The organism is Paenibacillus radicibacter, from assembly GCF_024721995.1.
Classification (GTDB): Bacteria; Bacillota; Bacilli; order Paenibacillales; family NBRC-103111; genus Paenibacillus_AM; species Paenibacillus_AM radicibacter.
The window spans coordinates 149113-169000 of record NZ_JANQBC010000010.1 but is presented as its reverse complement, the minus strand read 5'-3'; the positions used below and the strand labels follow the sequence as shown (position 1 = coordinate 169000).

The following is a 19888-nucleotide window of genomic DNA, read 5'->3' as shown; positions in this document are numbered from 1 at the left end:
AAGTTTGCATTGCTGTTTACACATGACAATGATAATATCAAATTTACTCCAATTGGATTAGGACGGGGGTGTTTGAATTGAATAATAGGTTAAATAAAGTGACAGCCGAAAAGATCGAAGTTTGCTTACTTGCTGGCAAAATTATGATGCAAAGTGGCGGTGAAACGTACCGTGTTGAAGATACAATGGCGCGCATGGCAGCTTCACTAGGCATGCCAAATGCGAGCAGCTATGTCACGCCGACAGGCATTCTTTTCTCAACAGAAGGGACAGAACCAGCTAAGCTAATCCGAATCACCAATCGAACAACAGATTTACAAAAAGTAAATATGGTCAACACGATCTCACGCGCTCTTACCGAGAAGCGGATGACAGCTGAAGAAGCATACCGCAAGCTCAAGCAGATTGATGCGGCAAATCATACGTTTCCGATCTGGGTACAAATCATCGCGGCTTCCATTGCCAGTGCTTGCTTTATGATTATGTTCCAAGGGCCATGGACTGACTTTCTTGCATCACTCGTGACGGGCGGTTTCGGGTTTCTCTCGTTCGTCATTATTAATCGCTTCGTACAAGTGAAATTTTTCTCGGAGTTTACAGCATCATTCATTATTGGTTTGCTAGCTTTCCTGTTCGTTTCATACGAAATGGGGCATGAGGCTGACAAAATTATTATTGGATCGGTCATGCCGCTCGTACCCGGCTTACTCATTACGAATGCAGTCCGTGACTTGATGGCAGGTCATCTGGTATCTGGACTTTCCAAGGGCGCTGAAGCGTTCCTTACATCTTTTGCAATTGGCACAGGGATTGCACTGGTATTTACTATTTTCTAATAAGGAGGCTATCTTGTGATCTTCGAGCAACTCATCACTAGCTTCGTCGCTACCGCAGCATTCGGGATCTTGTTCAACGCTCCGAGACGGTACCTCATTCAATGTGGCTTCGTCGGGATGATGGGATGGCTGCTGTACATCTTGCTGCTCCCCGATTTCAATGTCGTTCAAGCAACACTTGCTGCAACGTTCTTCGTGGGCTTAATTAGTATTGTGTTTGCAAAAATATACCGAACACCCGTCATTATATTCAGTGTGTCCGGCATAATTCCGCTCGTTCCTGGGGGACTTGCTTATGATGCGATGCGTAAATTCGTAGAGAATGACTACAATACAGCCATCCAACTTGCGGCGAAAGCGTTCTTAATCTCAGGTTCGATTGCAATTGGACTCGTCATCTCCGAGGTGCTTAACCAAGCGGTGCGCAAATTGAGCAAAAAGCCTCATTCGTAAGATAGTTTTCTATCTATGATCTAAATGTAAAAGGCGAGCCCGATAAAAATCACAGCAAGCACGATAAATACGATATCCATCTTCGTATAGGTCGTTACATAATAATACGTCCGCACTGCTCCCATCTGAAAACGCTTCGCTTCCATCGCTATCGCGACACGTTGCGCGCGGCGAATACTCTGAGCAAGCAGCGGAACCGCATACAGACTCAGGCGCTTATACACTCCCTTGATGCCTCTGGCATATCGAACACCACGTACACGCAGCGCATTGGAACGAATCCAAATCTCATCCCATACTGCTGGTAGCAGCCGCATGGATGCAATAAAGCTATACCCGTATTTCGCAGGTAGACGATATTGCTGCATCAAGGAGTAAAAAAGCAATATCGGCTTCGAAGTTAACGTAAAGAACATACCTGCAAGTCCAAATGTGAGTGTCTTTATCCCGATCAGCATACCCGAACGAAAACTTTCCTCCGAAATTTTAATTAATCCCCACTGCCACCAGACTTGCTCACCCTTACCGAATAGAATCATCGTCGATGCCGAAGAAATAAACATAAGTACAAAAGGACTTAGGAACAACAGAAGTCTGCGCCAGCCATAGCCGCTTCCTAATACAAGGAGTAGGAAGAAGCCGATCAATAAATTGCGTGCTGTCTCTATATTTTGATTGAACAAAATGATAAGTAAGACCACAACGAATACCGTAAACTTTAGTGCTGGATTGATTCGATGCGCCCAGGTTTCGCGATCTGGAGCGAGGGTAAAACCCTTGGAAATCGCAATTGGTTGCTGTTGCTCTGTCGTTGCGGCTATTTCATGCTTAGCAGCATGTGGTTCATCGATCAAATCTAGTTGACGTTTAGCTGAGCTAGTGATGCCGCTTGTTGCGACACTCGATTCCACGAAGTCTACTTCATCAGCTACCGAACGCAACGCTTGCCTGTGCTCGATTTGAGCCAACACCCCTTGATCCACCGTCCATACTTGGGTCGCAAAGTGCTCCACAATATGTAGGTCATGCGTGACCATCACAATGGCTATTCCTTGAGCACGCAGTTGTTCCAACATTTCTAAAATCGCCATCGTATTCTTCGCATCTTGTCCAAAGGTAGGCTCATCGAGCAGTACAATTAACTGCTTGTTCACAATCGCGGTCGCCACGCTAAGACGTCTCTTCTGCCCAATCGATAATTGATACGGATGTCTGTCTTGATTCATATGTAGGTCAAATTTAGCTAGCATCCGCTGAACTTCAACTTCAACTTGTTTACTTGAAACTTCTTCCGTTTGCCTTACGGTATGCGCAAGTTCTTCATAAATCGAATTCGTAATGAATTGCAGCTCTGGATTTTGAAAAACGAACCCTAGCTTCAACATAACTTCAGTATGCTTAGACGCTTGCATACCGGGTAACCAGCGCCTTTTCTTGCGCGGCTCAATTACTTCATCTTCCAGACAGTACGTACCCGTTGTAGCAACCAACTGCATCAAGGACAGCAACAACGTCGATTTCCCAGCTCCATTCTCACCTACAATCGTAATCCAATCGTAAGCGCCGACTGTTGCGTGAGGCACGGTTATTTTCGCAATTTGATGATGATAGCCTTGAAAATTGTTCAACTGCAGTAGTGCTGTCGAAGCTTCGTGGTTATTAAACTTGCTTTCCAGCTGACGACCTTGTCGGATTTCTCGATACTTACTATTACGGGCATATTCTTGCCATACGGTCGGATGCCATATCCCATATGCCTGAAGCTCGGCATGATGATCATGAAATACGCTCGCAGCACTACCATCGGCAATAATCTCACCATTACTATTAAACAAGACTACTCGATCCACCCAATCGGCGATCTGCTCAATCTTGTGCTCCACAATCAGGAGCGTACGATCGCTACTGATCTGTTTCACCGTATCCCAAATTTGCACCGTCCCTTCAGGATCTAATAGCGCCGACGGTTCGTCGAGGAACAATACTTCAGGATCAAGGAGCAAGACCGATGCGAGCGCTAAGCGTTGCTTCATCCCCTGCGACAGCGATTGAATCGGTGTATGTAGATCATCAAGTGACAACCCGACTCGCCTCAGAACTTCCCTAATCTGCGCATCCATTTGCTCACGCGGCACCTGACTATTTTCTAAGACAAATGCAAGTTCTTCATCTACATAAGGCAAGCCAAATTGCGTATCTGGATCTTGAAAAATAAACCCCCATGACCGCGGAAGCCCAATCTGATCATGTTTCATCGGTACTTCGAGCGAATGCGGAATAATGCCGCTTAATACTTGCAAGAGTGTCGATTTCCCACAACCACTTGGACCTAGCAGCAGTACCTTCTGCCCCTTGGGAACAGCAAAAGAGAGGTCCTTCATAACGAAGGACGACTCTCCCGGAAATTTCAATCTTAAATTCGTAACATGAACCGCCTGTTCACGATTTAAATTTGTATCTAACACATGCAACACCTCTTTGCCAATTCGGCGTCATTCATCTATAACAGGTTTAGCGATCTCATTATCGATCTAATGAAGCGATATCTTCTTTGGAGATTGGACGAATGAGCTTCGTTACACCAGTCGCTTCTACTGCACGAACAATTAGGTAGGCGAATATACCTGCGAATACGAACGCACTCACCACACGTAAACCATATTTCAAGACAAGCACCCAAGTTTCATAATTTGCATAGCCAAATCCAAGGTCCACGATAAACGATCCTACCGCAGATAAAATCCCTGCTACACCTGCAACGATCAAGCTATGCTTTCGATAACCGAATATTGCAAATACGATTTCCGCAGCAAGTCCTTGTACTAAGCCATAAATGATCGTCTCTTGTCCCCATGTGGAACCTAGTAGCGCCGATACGTTAGCTGCTGCAAGACTCGCAAGTAAAGCCACACCTGGCTTACGAACGAGCAAGAATGCCACAGGTCCCGCCATGAACCACATGCCGTACGTCAATTGACCCGCTTGTGGGAATAACGGTTTAGCAAGACTATATACACTGTCCCACATTTTGAAAATAACACCGAAAACAAGTGCGATCATGACTGTAATTAATATATCTGCGAATCTCAAACCTTTCGTGCTAGTAGATTGTTGTTTCATAAGATCCTCTCCTTTTTCATGCAAAATCTAATTTTTACAACAAAAAAACCGCCTGAATGCACATGCACAGACGGTTGATAAGGGCCCTAATCAACATGTTCTCTACGCTGGCATTATCCAGTTCAGATTAACGGTCAGTAACGGTTAGATGGTTACTATCTCAGCCTGACTTCCTCAAGCACCCGGTCGGTTCGTATGTAATTGACTCTACCTTACAATACATTTCACCGATTGGCAATAACTTCTTGTTATCTGGCACTCATGATGGGGTTGATCTATAATTAATTTATAAGAACGTGCTCAAAAAGTTAAACGAAAGAGAAAAGAGCAACTGTAGGAACGTAGAGACCGCCTTTGAAATCATGAAAATACCAAATATTAAATTCAAATTTCATGATTGAGACTCACAGGCTTTCCAAGAAAGCCACATCGTAAGCATTGAAGTGCTCTTTTCTCTGCAGTGCCCAAACTTTTTGAACACGCTACATCAAACTTCGGCTATGCAAGTAAATAAGAGGAGAACTACGATGAAGACGATAAACTGTAACAAAATCTTAGTTATGACTGCGGTTAGCGCTGAACAGGATGCTGTAATACGCGGACTGCAAGGGGACATCCGATTCGATGTACGAGTTGCGGGCGTAGGTCCGATTGCTGCTGCAATTGGCACAACGACTGTGTTAGCAAGAGCAACGGAGCCATATGATATCGTGATCAGTGCAGGTATTGCCGGTGGTTTTGTCGGACAAGCTGAACTAGGTTCAATCGTGATCGCAGATGAAATCGTTGCAGCTGATCTAGGTGCAGAGACACCTGATGGATTCATGAGTTTGGATGAATTGGGGTTTGGAGATTCCACTCGGATTCAGATCGATGAACATGTAACCGCAACACTTCTCAAAGCGATGAAACAAGCTGATCTACCCGCACGTACAGGTTCTATCCTAACCCTATCTACGGTTACAGGTACGGCGGCTACTACGGAAGAGCTTGCCCAGCGCTTTAAAGAAGCGGCAGCAGAAGCTATGGAAGGCTATGGAATCGCTTCAGCTGCTGAGCAGTTCGGAATTCCTGCCCTAGAAGTTCGCACAATCTCCAACGCTGTCGGTCCACGTGACCGTGCGGCTTGGCGAATTGGTGATGCGCTGAAATCATTAGAATCTGCTTTTGCTATCATGAAGGAGGTCTTGTAAATGCAAATTGCTTTCTCCCCCTGTCCGAACGATACGTTCATCTTCCATGCGTGGGTGCATGGTTTAATAGAAGGTGCACCAAAGCTTGATGTCATGTATGCCGATATCGATATAACGAACAACTTAGCTGCCAATCGTCAAGGTCCAGAAGTGATGAAAATTTCGTATGCTGCTCTTCCATGGATGCTTGAAGATTATGCACTATTACCTTGCGGCGGTGCACTTGGTCGAGGTTGTGGACCACTTGTCCTCACTCGTAATAGCCGCAATCACGAGCCTGATTCTGCTCAGCTCTCAGGGCGCAGAGTTGCTGTTCCAAGCGAGCGTTCAACTGCTTACTTGTTGTTCCGTCTATGGGCAGCCAAGAACGTGCCAGGTGGTGTAGGCGAGATTGTTGTTCTGCCTTTCCATGAGATCATGCCTGCCGTTCGTGACGGTCATGTCGATGCAGGGCTAGTCATTCATGAAGCACGCTTTACATACCCATCCTATGGACTATCACTGCAAACAGATCTTGGTGCTTGGTGGGAGTCCGATACTTCCCTGCCGATTCCTCTCGGTGCGATTATTGCGCGGCGCTCTCTAGATGTGGATCAGCTTGCGAAGTGGGCGCGCGCGTCTGTCGAGTATGCGTGGGCGCACCCTACACAGTCACAAGATTACATTTTGCAGCACGCACAAGAGATGGTTCCGTCCGTTGTCCAACAGCACATTGACCTGTATGTGAATTCATTTTCCGTAAACTTAGGCGATGATGGTTATGCAGCAGTGAGGACTTTGCTCGATCGCGCAGCTGCAGAAGGACTTGTTCCTCAGGTGGATTTGGATAAGTGGTTAAAATAATTAGCGAATAATGTCCTTCACAAGTTGGACAAAATAGTTCTTAAGAATCTACCAATTTTATCCATTTGTAACTATAATTATCATTAACGGCTTGTACGATGGCGGTCACCTTAATGGAAAGGTGGAGGCTATGCAATGGATGTGTTCCAAGCTCTTTCAATCATGTTTGCATTTGGGTTGTTCATACTCACTTTGTTAACCTTCATTGACAAGAGGAAATAGTACTAGCTGCCTTTAGTCGTGGTTTGAAACCATACTAATAGACATTCCGCCAAGTCAAGCCGATGGAGAGTCAGATTGACATCGTCGATCTGACTCTTTTTTTGCAATTTTTGACTTGTTCGTGTACCATGTTATGATTAGAAAATAATAATATCGTAATCCGATTTATGGATTCAGAAATAAGGAGTCATAGCAATGTCTAAAGATGAAATTATCGTAACCAAAGAAGGCTTAAAACAACTGGAAGATGAATTAGAAGAACTAAAGGGTCCAAGACGCCGCGAACTGGCAGATCGTATTAAGACGGCGATCAGCTATGGCGACTTGAAAGAGAACAGTGAATACCACTCTGCGAAAGAAGAGCAAGGATTCATGGAAACACGCATTATCACAATTGAGCGCATGCTAAAAGTCGCACGTATTGCGGATAGCGTAGATACATCCAGTGTACATGTGGGATCTATTGTTGTGCTTCACGACAAAGAGTTCGATGAGAAGCTAGAGTATCGTATTGTTGGCCCATCTGAGGCTGATGTGATGGACAACAAAATTTCTTATGCAAGTCCGCTAGGTACAGCACTTGTAGGCAAGTCCGTAGGAGCTGTTGTAACGGTAAGTGCGCCAATGGGCGACATGAAGTATGAGATATTGGAAATTAAGGCGATGAATTAATCGCCTTTTTTTTTATTTTCAATGATTGACTACATCTTTTAAACCTTTTAAATAGCGGCTGGAAGCATAACAAATTTCTCCGTTGATCATGCGAATTTCACGCTTTTTGATATCAACCTCTGCAATGTTGTCTTTATTGACGACGTACGAATGATGACAACGATAAAAACGGCTGTCCAGCTCAAGAATATCTTTTAACTTCCCATAAAACTCAACCTGGCGATTGGTCGCATGAAGAAATATTTTATGAAGCTGAGGAGAGGTCTCGAAGAATAAAATATCCGTGTAGTCAATGCTGATCACTTTATCTCCCGTTTTGGTCTGAAACACTTTTCGGTTGCTATGCTTATTCTGCAAATATCGCTTATTGGCGGTATCGATACATTCAATAACCCGCTTCTGAATATCTGTAAATTGATCTTTCGTTATGTAATCCATAGCTTCGACTTTATAGGTGAACGTTAGATAAGTTAATTCCGAATGGGTCGTTACAAATACGATCGCCCCTTGGTTATCATACTGACGAATTTCAGCCCCTAATGCGATTCCACTACGTTCTTCTTGTAAATCTACATCCAGGAAGTAAAGACCGGTGACCCGGTTAGCCTTCAAATAATCGATAATCTCACTTGAATTCGCAGTCGAGATCACAACCTTCATATCCAAATTTTCCATCATAATATAATTTGTAATATAAGACGTTAATCGCTTTCTCTGCTCGACATTATCTTCACATATGAATACTTCTAGCATCGTTATTCCCCCTTAATCATAAATCTCAATTTCTTGGATGAAATGTCCATGTTGAATTTGTGTATCTAGGGTTACGTTGTCACATTGGGAAATAATTTCTTTCAGATTGCTAAGTCCGAGTCCTCGGTCTGATCCTTTGGTTGAGAATCCTTTCTCGTAAATCTTGTAAAGCTCTGGTGAATCCGCTTTGCAGCTGTTGGTTACGACAATAAGTTTTGCGGAGTCTCTCTGAATGAGCGCCACACGAATCATCGGCACCTCACACCTAACCGCTTCTTCAATCGCATTATCCAGAATAATACCTAGACAGCGGCATAGTTTGACGGAGTCCATATTAAATTGATACATCGGTTCCACCACTTCAATCCCTGTATCGATGGCTAACTCTTGCGCCTTAATTAATTTCGAGGAGAAGATCCCCTTAACCTCTTGGACTTTGACATTATGAAGTGCACCTAACTTGAAGTTATTACTCTCCATCCCCTTGCTGATCGGCATAATCTTTTGTTCAAAATAAGCTTCCAAATTGTCAATATCTCTTGTCCGTATATACTCCGACATCGTCAGTAAAATATTAATATAATCATGCCGAAACTTCTGCATATCGTTATAAAGCTGTTCTAAATTATCGGTGTATTCCTTTAACCTTTCATACTGAAGCTGCTTATTCTGCAGCATCGTTACTTTATACACAGTGTGAGAAAGTACAATGAATACCACTAGCAATATCGCAAAATAAATGAGAAACAACAGACTGTTCATCTCAATATTCGCATCCGAGAAACCTTGCTGCTTCCCAATATAAATGTTCACATAAAAAATAATTAATGTCACAGCACTTAGTACGGTAAACAAGATGCCATATCGTTGGAAAAAGAGATCGTGTCCTTTGAATTTATAAAATAACTTCTTACCCACTATACTTAGTCCAATAGCGAATAGACCCGTAATACATAAAAACGCAAGCACCACAAAATTATTACCCTGCAACATTTGCTGCTGAGCGTCATTCCAAAAATAGATTAAACCTAATTCTGCAAAATAATTGGTAATTACAAATAAAATCATCGTCAGAACGGGAATGGATATACTAACTTGAATATTTCGTATGGATCGATATACACAAAAAATAATAAATACGAGAGAAATTAAAATAGAAGAAGCATCTAATACAGGAAATAGCGGATAGGCAATTAATTGAGCACCAATTGTCATTAAGATAAGCATTTTTATACTCAGTCTATAGTGAAGTAGAATCTGGATGGATATTGTCATCGCAATAATATTGATTAGTTCATTAAAAAATAGCAGCATGATTTATATATCCTCCCGCCAAAATGGAAAATTAATCCTATTAATGAGAATATCGAAATCACTACTAATAGTCAATATTTACATAAAAAAGGCTACTCTCTCTATGTAGATCGAGTAGCACTTTTCTTATCACCCTAGCTCTATTCTGATTTCTGGTTTAATAATTCCACTGGGATTTTAGGTTCATAGTTAAACAAAGCACAACTCGTTTCCATTTGTACTTCTCCACCTCTTAAAGCTAATTTCCCCATAGATTTCAACACATTCGATTTCATATTCTCCAAAAAGCTATTGTTCATATTGTTCATAATTATTACAGCTCCTTTTTAATAGTTTATAAGTAATTGGTAGTACCATAGAGACTTGAATAAGAACACCATACATCATCAAGCTTTTTACAATCGGGATCGGAACAATAAGGGCAACACAACTCACCGTAATGCTCGCAATAACTGTCTCCTTTCTTAATTTACTTCTTTTCTTCTCACCTAGTATTGGATATTTATCAGTGTCAGCAGGTGCGAATCGATATAGCAATGTTGTGCAAACAACACCTAAACCAGCTACCACATAGTTGTTTATTGTGATGTATTCAATGATCAGCGGAATACCAACAAATAATAGGACACTCACAATATTGCATAATATACTTGTATTTGCATGTAGACCGAAGGCTGACCTTCGAATAGCAAAGTAACTCAGATGAATAATCAAGGTAGGAATGAATACGTGCATAATTAAGGCGATTCCATAGACAAAGATGGCTTTACTTAAATTAATGAGTAGCATCTCGATGCCAAGCTTCATTTTTAAATAATCAATATTCGATCCGCCACGCTCCTGATTCAGTGTACTCGCGAATGAACTTACCAGTGATTCTACGAAACTTTCATGTACCACTTGTTCCTCTTTGATAATGATCACCTCTCTGAAATAATCATAATCTTTTTCTAGTAATGTATATGCTTTTATACCTATAAGATGTCATAGATGTATTGGATGAATAGATTCGCCAAAAAGCGTGTCACAAGTGATTGATTTTCCCACTTAACTGTAAATAATAGTAAATACCACTAGCTAATAGAAATAATTCTATCAACCCGTGGTATTTACCTTTCAGCTTATGAAGCAATTAATTCAAGAATGATATGCTCGATATCCATCTTCTTGGGGACGACCAGACTGCATATTTCCTTCTCACTCTTCATGAATGAATATCCTATTAGGAAGGGGAATCGCCTGAAATGTAATCGAAACACTTCTGTTCCATGCAGCATCTCACAGTCCATACCGCTGACCTCATAGATGGAATAGTCCGCAAGAAGTCCCATTTTTAATGCTTTACCTAGAGCTTCTTTGCAGCTAAAGAACATATAAGCGAATTCCGGTCGATTGCCATAATTAGCGACTAATTGAAGCTCATCACTGCTTAACATCTCTTCGATTGGGATTTCATAGCGTATCGTTTCAATATCTACACCAACGATATGATCCTTGGAATATATCACAGAGAGCACGTATTGCTTCGAATGGCTGAGGCCAACTTCGATCAGATTATCCTTAATAATCGGATAACGGAGGGCACCATAATCAATCGTTACGCTTGTAAAAGGCAGATCGTATGCAGGCATATTATCTGCGATATTCCGCTTGATTGCATATCTCCCAACCAAATATTCATTCTTCCTACTCTCATTCGTTATGTTTCGATAGATCTCATACTCTGCTGGGCTAAGTACGAGATCCGCATCGATCTCTAATTGTTTGTTAATTTCGATTAAATTCGAACTTAACATATTCACCATCACCCTTATCGATAATTAGCCTTGGATTTATTATGCAAATAATAATACACAATCATATCAGCCAAGAACCCCGCATTTACGAGTAGGATAAATCCGAGATACAGGCTTTTCCCAATGGAGTGAATCGGGAAAAGAAACAATATACCTGCAGTGACAAGAATACTGAACAGCGCACTTCTCACAACAGCGCCTGACTTCTGATAGTGAATTTTACGATACATGCCGATTGTAAACATGAACAGACCCGGGATAAATAGGTTATCATTCAGGGATTGAAGATCAAATGTACTATCGCCGAATGTGTAAGTTGGCAAATAAATACTTATACATAACAAACCCCCTGCGATCATGAGCAAATTATCTAACCACTTTCGATGCTTACTTAGTGTAAGGACGAACCAAGCTGTAACTACATTAAAATAGGCAAGTGTGATGACTATTAATAAAAGGGTGACACAGGCTACAAACCAGTAGGTGTCATTTGGCAAAAACGTATCACGACCCACAAATTTAAGGAAGATCGCGAGATAGAAGGTCACAGCCAATAATTTCAATCCCCAATATACCTTCATATTTGCTTGAAACTGATGACGAAAGGTCGGATTCGTCCCCTTATTCAAGAAATCATATTTATGGTACAAGAAATCATAAATTGTTCGCTGCATAGTATTCCTCCCCTAACATACCTGTTATTTCACGAATGGTTGGATTCTCAATAATATCGAAGAAACTGAGATCGGATTGGAAATGCTGATTAATGTCCCTGGCAATTTCCCATACAGTAATGGAATCCATATTGTACTCAAACAAGTTCGTATGCTCATCCAGCTTATCTGCTTGTACATACTTCTGGATAATTTGCGCCACTCTCTTGCTTTTCGTGAGGAAAAAACTTTCGTAGAGCAACTTTGTATCGGTCTTTCCATTTGCAGTTAAAGGTAATTCCTTAACATAAGCAATCTTAGAAGGAATCATATACATCGGAAGCAGCTTCTTAAGTTTGCCGCTTAAATTCTCATATCTTGAAGTAGTGGCGAGGTAGATTCGTTTATCTTGAACGAAAGCATGACAGTTCTTTACGCCTAATGATCGAACTGTATTTTCAATTTCTTGAAGATCGATGCGGTAACCATTGATTTTAACTTGAGTATCCTTACGTCCCAAGTATACAATCTTGCCTTCATCATTAATTCGAACGATATCCCCTGTTTTGTAGACAGGAATGCCTTCCCATTCGATGAACGATTCCTTCGTTTTCTCTGGATTGCTAAGATAACCAAGCGCTACACCGTCACCACTTACATAGAGTTCTCCTTCTACCGCTTCTTTCCCCTTCTCATCGACTACGTATACATGAGTACGGTGAATAGCCGTACCGATCGCGATTTCATCGACATCATTACGCATCACGTCCAGTGTTGTAAATACCGTGTTTTCCGTCGGTCCATATCCATTAATAACAGTTGTATATTTCAATACTTCACGCACATGCGATAAGCTTAATTGTTCTCCACCAACGATCACATGACTTAGGTTTTGGAACATTTCAGGCTTCTTATCCACCCAGAAATTGAATAAGGAACTCGTAATCCACATCATATCAATTTCTTGATGAATTCTTTTTTCAACATGATAAATATTTAATATTTCGGTCTTGGACAACAAGGCAATTGTCATACCGCTTAATAATCCGCCCCAGATCTCAATAATAGAGGCATCGAACTCCAGTGGACTAATATGCGAGATGGTCTTGTTGGAAGAGAAGCCGAGTCTTTCTTCACCTAATAATCGCAATACCCCACGATCTGGTATACCCACCGCCTTCGGTAACGAAGTTGTTCCTGATGTAAAGATCACATAGCATAACTGCTCTGGGGAACGTGTAACACAATTCCAACTGGTGTCGGGTTCTTCTGCAACTTCCATTTTCATATCAATGGTGACCTTCACATTCAATACTTCCCTCATGTACTGCTTGCGGTTCTCAGGGTAGTCTTTATTCACTACCGTATACGCAGCTCCAACCTTTAAGATAGCGACCATTGCAGCAATAGCTTCAATGCTACGTTCCAATTCAATAGCAACAACATCATTAGCCTTCACGCCCTCTCTTATCAAGAAATCCATGTAACGATTGGATAATGCATTTAAGTCTCCATAAGTAATCGAGCGACTACTTTCAGATATCGCAACTTTGCCTGCAAAGACCGACATTTGTTCACCTAATATTTCTAACAAGTTCGTCATGAATTGAATTCCTCCTTAAAAAATAGATGATATCTGCAATCACTTCTTCTTGATTTTCGTTCATAAAAAAGTGTCCTGCTGGATAGTTGTATACTTGAATATCCCGCTGCGTAATGTCCTGCCAGTGATCTACATCGGTAACGGATCGATCTTCGATCCCTTGAAATACAGCAATATCAATCGCCTCATCAAATTGATGACAATGGTACTGATTAATTTTGTTATATAAATGAACTGATTCAATATCACTCCGCAAGGCGGGAAGGAACAGTTGACGCATTTGTGCCGAGGCGAACTGGTCCTCCTTAATCAAGCCATAAATCTGACATTTTTGAAGCAAAGCTTCATCGTCGAGATCTTCCTCATCCTCTGTTTGAATACGATGAGGGGGAGTCCCCGCCATAAAGATAAGCTTCCTGATGTTGTATCCTTCTTGCAGTAAATTTCGTGCCAATTCATAGGTGACTAAGGAGCCCATGCTATATCCAAGAAGAGAGATCTCATCGGATTTCGATAACGATTGACGGAGTTTTTGCAGCAAATCGGCAACATTGTCATGTATGGATCGGTAAGGACGTTCCGAGAACCGTTTGCCATGACCTGCATATTCCATCGCAATCACTTCGGTCGCCGGCTCCAGTTGTTTCATCGCTTTTTGCAGCTCAGTGAATACATTTACATGAGCTCCTGCATAAGGAAAACATATCAATTTCATCGTGCATCCCCCACCTTAACCAGCAAGTTATAGCTGTTTCCATACATGTTGTACATGACAATCGATAAGAGTTGATGTTCATGATACTGCTTGGCCCATTGTCCATTCTCAATCGTTCCAATAAACTTATTAGGCTGCTGAATCTCACTTCCCATCATTGGACGTTGTTCCTGTTTAGCTTCAAGCAGACCGCATAGTCCCATTAATCCGTAGTAACCAACAACATACTGGATATCTTTCTTAAGAAACCCTCCTTGCAGATTCACATATTTCTTCAGTAAGTTTCTTAAGCAAGAAATCTCAGCTGTATCATCAATCTCATTGCCTCTTCCGTACAATTCTAGGAATATATCTGCTTCATCACTGACACCTGCTTGCTGCAGTGATTTCGTAATCAGTTTCTTAAGTGAATTGCGATTCACAACTGCATTGCCCATCGTACCCGATGTAATATCCATGACTTCGGCTAGAATCACATCGCCATCATCAAGAGCCTGCTGCCTTTCTTTCAGCAGAAAGGCAGCACCTCCCTCCGAGAAATAATGTCCCGATGCGCCTTCTTCGAACGGTTCTATCCAGCGATCTGGCCCGCTTCCAAACTGAGAGAGATCAAATGGGACTGGAAAGGTAATGGCGCTTGCTCCGCCCGATATTGCAACATCGTAGTCCCCATTTTTTATTTTTCGATAGGCGCTATAAAGGGAAGCCACTCCTGATGTGGAAGCCTCACTTATCATTTCAATAGCTGCACCTGGACGATTCATTAAGGCATATTTGTTATAACTAAGTGGATCAAGCAATGTTATTGCATGCTCCATATCAGAGGGCTTAACACTAAACAGTGCAGATTTCGAAAGGGAATCTGTCTGAGGTGTACCCGTCGATAGGAGTATCTCACTCTTTGCCCCAATAGTGTTACGCTTCATCAGCGATTGGAATAACGAAAGTGTCATTCGCTCACTGGATAACAAGAACCGACTTTTCTCAGCTGGCACATGCTCCACCGGAAACTTTTCCGTAACCGAATCATAGAACAACCCATCGAATGAACCTGCATATTCTATGGATTGATCATACAGACTGGAGAGTTCATCCATGCGACTTTGCCAAATACGATCTTTCGCATTAAAAATCGCTTTCGCATCTTGTTCTCCTTTGTTCGGATAATCATGTACACAATCGACAATGACGACTCTGCGGTTAACCATTCTTCTCCTCCAGTAACTCCTTCACATATTCACTCAATTGCGTAATGGTTGGGTATATAAATACGTCGGCTACTTCAATATCAATCTTGAAATGTTCTGCAATCGGTGCGTATATGCCGAACGCTTTCAATGAATCTCCGCCAAGATCAGTGAAACTCTTATTTACATCGAGTTCATTGCGATCAAGAACAGAAGCGAATACGACGGATATAAACATTTCGACCTCATCTTGACTGTCAGTACCTGTAATTGTTAATTGTTCATATGATTTAATGGCATACGGAGCAGCTTCATCTGTTGCTAAGCCAGCATCTGCCGATTTGTTAGAGCTTATGAATTGCTGAGGCAAGCGGATGTAGTCAGCTAAGTAATCCGTTACTTTAGCGGAATTAAATTCACCGACAATGAGTCTGCTTACATTTTTCTCAAGTGATAACTTGATGTATTGTCTTCCAACTAACGATGAAAGAGATTTCATTAATAAGTGCTCATCAGCTGCTGCAAGATCTCCAAATCCAAGCGCCATTCCTGTATCGTTCCATCCTGGCCATTGGATCGTTCTGACTCTCGAATCCGCTAATGCTGCTCCCTCCAAGAAGGCATTAGCAAACGTATAGGAGAACTGACCTGCCGACCCAACAATCGTCGTCATCGATGAACTTGTTACGAAGAACTTCAAGGAACTACTAGCTGCATATTTGTTAAGCAAGACCGTTCCAGTCACTTTAGGCGATACAATACTCATGAATTGCTGCTCGGTCTTCGCGAATAACATACCTTCCTCTGGTACCCCAGCCAAGTGTACAATTCCAGTAATAGGGCGGGCAGTAGATAAAGTTCCGAGTACACGGCGAACATGATCTTCCGATGCGATATCACATGGATAGAACTCAACGTTAGCCCCTTTTTCCTTGATACTCTTGATCTTCTCTAGCTTCTTCTGCTCAATGTCTGTCAAAGATTGTTTGTTCGAGAGTACCGCTAGTGCATCCGTTCGTCCAAGGATCGCAATATGCACATTCGGATTTAGATCGAGTAACTGATCGACATACTCCAGACCGATTCCACCATAACCGCCTGTCACTACAACACAATCTGAATCTGCTAATTCTATAGGGTCCGCTTCAAGCTCCTTCACTTCAACTAGCGCTTCTTCATATAACGTATCGTTGCTGTATAACAATTTCTTTCCATCCAATTCCTCGGTTAATGCGAGTCCAAGCACTGTATCTAATTGGAAATCATCTACATTCAGCGTAAGCGTCTTGAAGCCCGTATTCTCCATACCAAGAATTCGACCTGCACTTAATAGCGAATAATTAAGCGGATTGACGACTGTTTCACTGCTATCGAGTTTTGCCCCATTGTCTGCAATTACAACCACTTTCCCGTTACGCTTAACCCATTTATTCGCGTTTTTCGCAAAATTGAAGTATTGAAGCATATGCTGCTCGATCTCTTCACTTGGAGGTAAGGCTTCACCTAACCAAGGTGCATACAGCACGAAGTCATATTTATCTTCCAGTGTCGTGTGCAACACTTCTCTGTAATCCACAACATGTACGGCAACTTCCTCGCTCGTTGCATATGTTGCTGCCACCTTATTGCCAATAAGCAATACTTTCAGACCAGATAAAGCTTCTGCCAAGTTTACTTTAAGGTTTGGTTGATTAGCTGCTTTCTCCCACTTCACTTGATGTAAATAAGGTTTAAAGTAGATGTTAGCGAATGCCTTCATCATATATTTATCAACGTAAGCAATAAGATCACCTTGTTCGTTATACACAGATACTTTTGCCGTAATTACATCATGATCACGATCCGGATCATATAAGAACTCGGTCTTGGAGTATACGGTTTTTGTAAATTTCAAGCCCGTGTACGTAAATTTAAAGTAAGAAAGCGGCAAGTAAGCTTTACTCCTACTTATTGCACGTTCAAATACCATAGCCCCCATAATGCCATCCAGAATAGACGGGTGTAAGTAAAAATCGTTCAAATCGTGAAGGAATTCTTCACTTAATGATAAAGATAAGAGCATTTCGTTCTTGCTATTCTGCGCTAAACGGAAGTTATGCTTCTCAAATTGCCAACGTCCTTTGAAGAAATTGTTAGTCTCTCCGCCAAGGGATGCTTGCTCTTGTAAAAAGGCTTCAAATTCTGTCGTAACATCAACTTTAGCTACAGTCGATTCGTTAGCTGCCACCATAGTAAATGTCGCATGCTTGACGTAATGATCCAAATCGTCATTCTCATACGAGAACACTTCTACATCCAATTGCTTCGACGCTAATTTATTGACTTGAATGAAGAAGCGTTTACTTTTCTCATCTAACTGAATGAGATTCATGAAATACAATTTTTCAATCGTAAAAGATGGAGATTTGAAGTATAAGCTTGCCAGTTCGGCTGCAATTTCTGTATAGGTTGTACCCGAGAACGTGCGCTTGCCTCCAATTCGATGGTCATCTACGTACCAATCTTGAGGGGATAATGTGACGGCATATACGTCAGAATTTTCTGTCTTCAATGTCTGCTGTTTAATCAAGGTTAAAGGAAGTGGCAGACTCAGGCCTACATTGTTGTTGTTTGCCGCGTACTTCTTCACATTCGCCCACAGGATTTCTTTCTTAAATTCATACGTCGGTAAAGACTGCGTTACAGCTTTCCCATATTCAATCGCATCGAATGCTTGATCATACCCGTCCAAGTACAATTGAATACGTTCATTCAATGTGAACCCATCTTGGCTTGTCTTGAGACGATGCTGCATCATCTTCTTCAAATCACTTGAAATCGACTGAATCTCTCCAGAATAAATGCCCTCAATTGCCTCGCCTTGCTCAAGTGAACGGATCGCCTCTACGAGCTTCCCTACGTATTCTTCCTTCGAATTCGCTTGGAAACCAACGCCTTCTTGGAAATGATTCCGTTTGTGTACGAGCGTATACGAAATGTCACGCAGGTTATAGTGCTGCATGTAGGATGCGTGTGCAACGAATTTTTTCAGAACCTTAACCAATTGTTCCTGTGATTGTGCTGTAAATACGAATGGATACGCTTGATCGACTGCCACACTTTCTTGCTGATAGTCATACTCTTCAAGAATCACATGTGCATTCGTACCACTGAATCCGAAGGAACTAATTCCACCACGACGCGGGTATTTACCCTTTTCCCATCGTTTAGCTTTTGTTGGAATATAGAAAGGACTGTCTACAAATTTGATATACTCGTTCGGTGCTTCAAACGATTGGTTAGGGAAAATTTCCTTGTTACGCAATGCCAGAGACATTTTGATCAAACCACCCACACCTGCAGCTCCAACTGTATGTCCAATATTCTCCTTCAAGCTCGTGAGTGCACAGAATCCTTTCTTATCCACAAATTTCTTATAAGCATCTGTTAGTCCTCTTACCTCAATCGGATCGCCGAGCTTCGTACCTGTACCGTGAGCATCAATGTATTCTACGGTCTCAGGTGAAATTTGGCTGCGTTCATAAGCTGCTAGAAGCAAGTCCTTCTGTGCATGAGGATTAGGTGCTGTTAGACCATTCGACTTCCCATCGCTGTTAATCATACTGCCTCGAATAACGGAGTAGATGTTGTCATTATCTGCAATTGCATCCTTCAGCCGCTTCATAACGATAATTCCGACACCCTCGCCAAAGATCGTTCCTGAGGACTCCACATCGAATACTTTGAGGAAAGAACGGGATGTTTCAACATTGCTATATTGATCAATTACGCCGCCTTGTCTCGGAAATAACCCTAGCGCAATACCACCAACGAGTGCGGTATCAATTTCTTTATCACGTAAAGTTTTCATCGCGATATGAGCAGCTACGAGAGAGGATGAGCACGCTGTATCGATGACAAACGAACCTCCTGAAAGATTGTAAATATAATTAAGTCGGCTCGCCAGAATGCCCTCCCAGCATCCAGAGTTCACATAATTCGAATCTTCTTCGATCTCCGAGCGATAATTCGCTGTGATTGACTTGTCTTTCCCGATATAAATCGCCGTCTTACTATCCTTAATTTTGTCTAAGCGGATTCCCGCATCTTCAATTGCTAAATAAGAATGTTTCATCACAAGCCGGTGCGTCGGATCGATATATTTCGCTTCCTCATGCGAGATACCGAAAAATTGAGGATCAAATGCGTCAATATCTTCTAGGTATGCCCCCTTTTCTTGGCAAAGTCGATCGAGAAAGTCTTCCTTGGTTGTTTTTAAATGAGCCGCACCATTATGCAAGTAACTATGATCCTTAGGAATATAAGATACCCGATCTTCAGGGAAAGTCTTAAATCCACGCTTTCCATTCTTCACGGCATTGTAAAACTCGAAAGTATCCTTCACATTCGTGTACTCACAAGAAATACCAACAATTGCGATATCATCTGGCATTACTTCTTCCAGCAATTCTTTGCCAGTTGCAGCATCTAAATTCCCTTTTTTCACTTGATCAAAAATAAATTCACTTACTTTCATTTATGAATCGCC

General features: G+C 41.9%; 18 protein-coding genes. 6 read left to right on the top strand and 12 right to left on the bottom strand.

Going from position 1 to position 19888, the window contains the following annotated elements:
- The first annotated feature begins 77 nt into the window (after nucleotides 1-77).
- Nucleotides 78-836: a threonine/serine exporter family protein gene (locus NV379_RS18585; protein WP_258208838.1), complete on the top strand. Its 759-nt coding sequence runs from the start codon at nucleotides 78-80 to the stop codon at nucleotides 834-836.
- Between the two features lie 18 nt (nucleotides 837-854).
- Entirely contained in the window at nucleotides 855-1289 is a 435-nt protein-coding gene (locus NV379_RS18580; RefSeq protein WP_258208931.1) for a threonine/serine exporter family protein, read from the top strand.
- Nucleotides 1290-1309: 20 nt separating this feature from the next.
- On the opposite strand, the gene NV379_RS18575 is transcribed toward NV379_RS18580, so the two are convergent.
- Together NV379_RS18575 and NV379_RS18570 are read right to left on the bottom strand one after the other, a co-directional pair.
- Nucleotides 1310-3754: an ATP-binding cassette domain-containing protein gene (locus tag NV379_RS18575; protein WP_258208837.1), complete on the bottom strand. Its 2445-nt coding sequence runs from the start codon at nucleotides 3752-3754 to the stop codon at nucleotides 1310-1312.
- 58 nt (nucleotides 3755-3812) lie between these two features.
- On the bottom strand, nucleotides 3813-4409 hold the full coding sequence (locus NV379_RS18570; protein ID WP_258208836.1) for an ECF transporter S component: 597 nt from the start codon (nucleotides 4407-4409) through the stop codon (nucleotides 3813-3815).
- Between the two features lie 527 nt (nucleotides 4410-4936).
- Here NV379_RS18570 and NV379_RS18565 point away from each other — a divergent pair.
- The 4 genes from NV379_RS18565 (at nucleotide 4937) to greA (ending at nucleotide 7339) form a co-directional block, all read left to right on the top strand.
- Nucleotides 4937-5602, top strand: coding sequence for a futalosine hydrolase (locus NV379_RS18565; protein ID WP_258208835.1), 666 nt, complete (start codon nucleotides 4937-4939; stop codon nucleotides 5600-5602).
- Nucleotides 5603-6445 (top strand): 1,4-dihydroxy-6-naphtoate synthase, encoded by an 843-nt coding sequence (locus NV379_RS18560; RefSeq protein ID WP_258208834.1) that lies wholly within the window; start codon nucleotides 5603-5605, stop codon nucleotides 6443-6445. It begins immediately after the preceding gene.
- Between the two features lie 135 nt (nucleotides 6446-6580).
- On the top strand, nucleotides 6581-6667 hold the full coding sequence (locus tag NV379_RS18555) for a putative holin-like toxin (RefSeq protein ID WP_258208930.1): 87 nt from the start codon (nucleotides 6581-6583) through the stop codon (nucleotides 6665-6667).
- Between the two features lie 195 nt (nucleotides 6668-6862).
- Nucleotides 6863-7339 (top strand): transcription elongation factor GreA, encoded by a 477-nt coding sequence (greA, locus tag NV379_RS18550; protein ID WP_258208833.1) that lies wholly within the window; start codon nucleotides 6863-6865, stop codon nucleotides 7337-7339.
- An 18-nt stretch (nucleotides 7340-7357) separates the two neighbouring features.
- On the opposite strand, the gene NV379_RS18545 is transcribed toward greA, so the two are convergent.
- The 10 genes from NV379_RS18545 to NV379_RS18500 all read right to left on the bottom strand — a co-directional run bounded on the left by NV379_RS18545 (nucleotide 7358) and on the right by NV379_RS18500 (nucleotide 19876).
- Entirely contained in the window at nucleotides 7358-8092 is a 735-nt protein-coding gene (locus NV379_RS18545) for a LytR/AlgR family response regulator transcription factor (protein ID WP_258208832.1), read from the bottom strand.
- 12 nt (nucleotides 8093-8104) lie between these two features.
- Nucleotides 8105-9406 (bottom strand): sensor histidine kinase, encoded by a 1302-nt coding sequence (locus NV379_RS18540; protein WP_258208831.1) that lies wholly within the window; start codon nucleotides 9404-9406, stop codon nucleotides 8105-8107.
- Nucleotides 9407-9546: 140 nt separating this feature from the next.
- Nucleotides 9547-9681, bottom strand: coding sequence for a cyclic lactone autoinducer peptide (locus NV379_RS18535; RefSeq protein WP_258208929.1), 135 nt, complete (start codon nucleotides 9679-9681; stop codon nucleotides 9547-9549).
- Nucleotides 9682-9694: 13 nt separating this feature from the next.
- Nucleotides 9695-10330 carry an accessory gene regulator B family protein gene (locus tag NV379_RS18530; protein ID WP_258208830.1) on the bottom strand — a complete coding sequence of 212 codons (636 nt, stop codon included), beginning with the start codon at nucleotides 10328-10330 and terminating at the stop codon, nucleotides 9695-9697.
- Between the two features lie 197 nt (nucleotides 10331-10527).
- Nucleotides 10528-11202 (bottom strand): 4'-phosphopantetheinyl transferase family protein, encoded by a 675-nt coding sequence (locus NV379_RS18525; protein WP_258208829.1) that lies wholly within the window; start codon nucleotides 11200-11202, stop codon nucleotides 10528-10530.
- A gap of 14 nt (nucleotides 11203-11216) precedes the next feature.
- Nucleotides 11217-11876 (bottom strand): hypothetical protein, encoded by a 660-nt coding sequence (locus NV379_RS18520; protein ID WP_258208828.1) that lies wholly within the window; start codon nucleotides 11874-11876, stop codon nucleotides 11217-11219.
- Entirely contained in the window at nucleotides 11857-13458 is a 1602-nt protein-coding gene (locus NV379_RS18515; RefSeq protein ID WP_258208827.1) for a non-ribosomal peptide synthetase, read from the bottom strand. The genes NV379_RS18520 and NV379_RS18515 overlap by 20 nt, the downstream gene beginning before the upstream one ends.
- Nucleotides 13430-14173, bottom strand: coding sequence for a thioesterase II family protein (locus NV379_RS18510; protein ID WP_258208826.1), 744 nt, complete (start codon nucleotides 14171-14173; stop codon nucleotides 13430-13432). The genes NV379_RS18515 and NV379_RS18510 overlap by 29 nt, the downstream gene beginning before the upstream one ends.
- Nucleotides 14170-15381, bottom strand: coding sequence for a beta-ketoacyl synthase N-terminal-like domain-containing protein (locus NV379_RS18505; protein ID WP_258208825.1), 1212 nt, complete (start codon nucleotides 15379-15381; stop codon nucleotides 14170-14172). The genes NV379_RS18510 and NV379_RS18505 overlap by 4 nt, the downstream gene beginning before the upstream one ends.
- The gene (locus NV379_RS18500) at nucleotides 15374-19876 is read right to left on the bottom strand and encodes an SDR family NAD(P)-dependent oxidoreductase (protein WP_258208824.1); all 4503 of its coding nucleotides are present in this window, start codon (nucleotides 19874-19876) and stop codon (nucleotides 15374-15376) included. Before NV379_RS18500 ends, NV379_RS18505 begins: the two co-directional genes overlap by 8 nt.
- Nucleotides 19877-19888 lie beyond the last annotated feature (12 nt).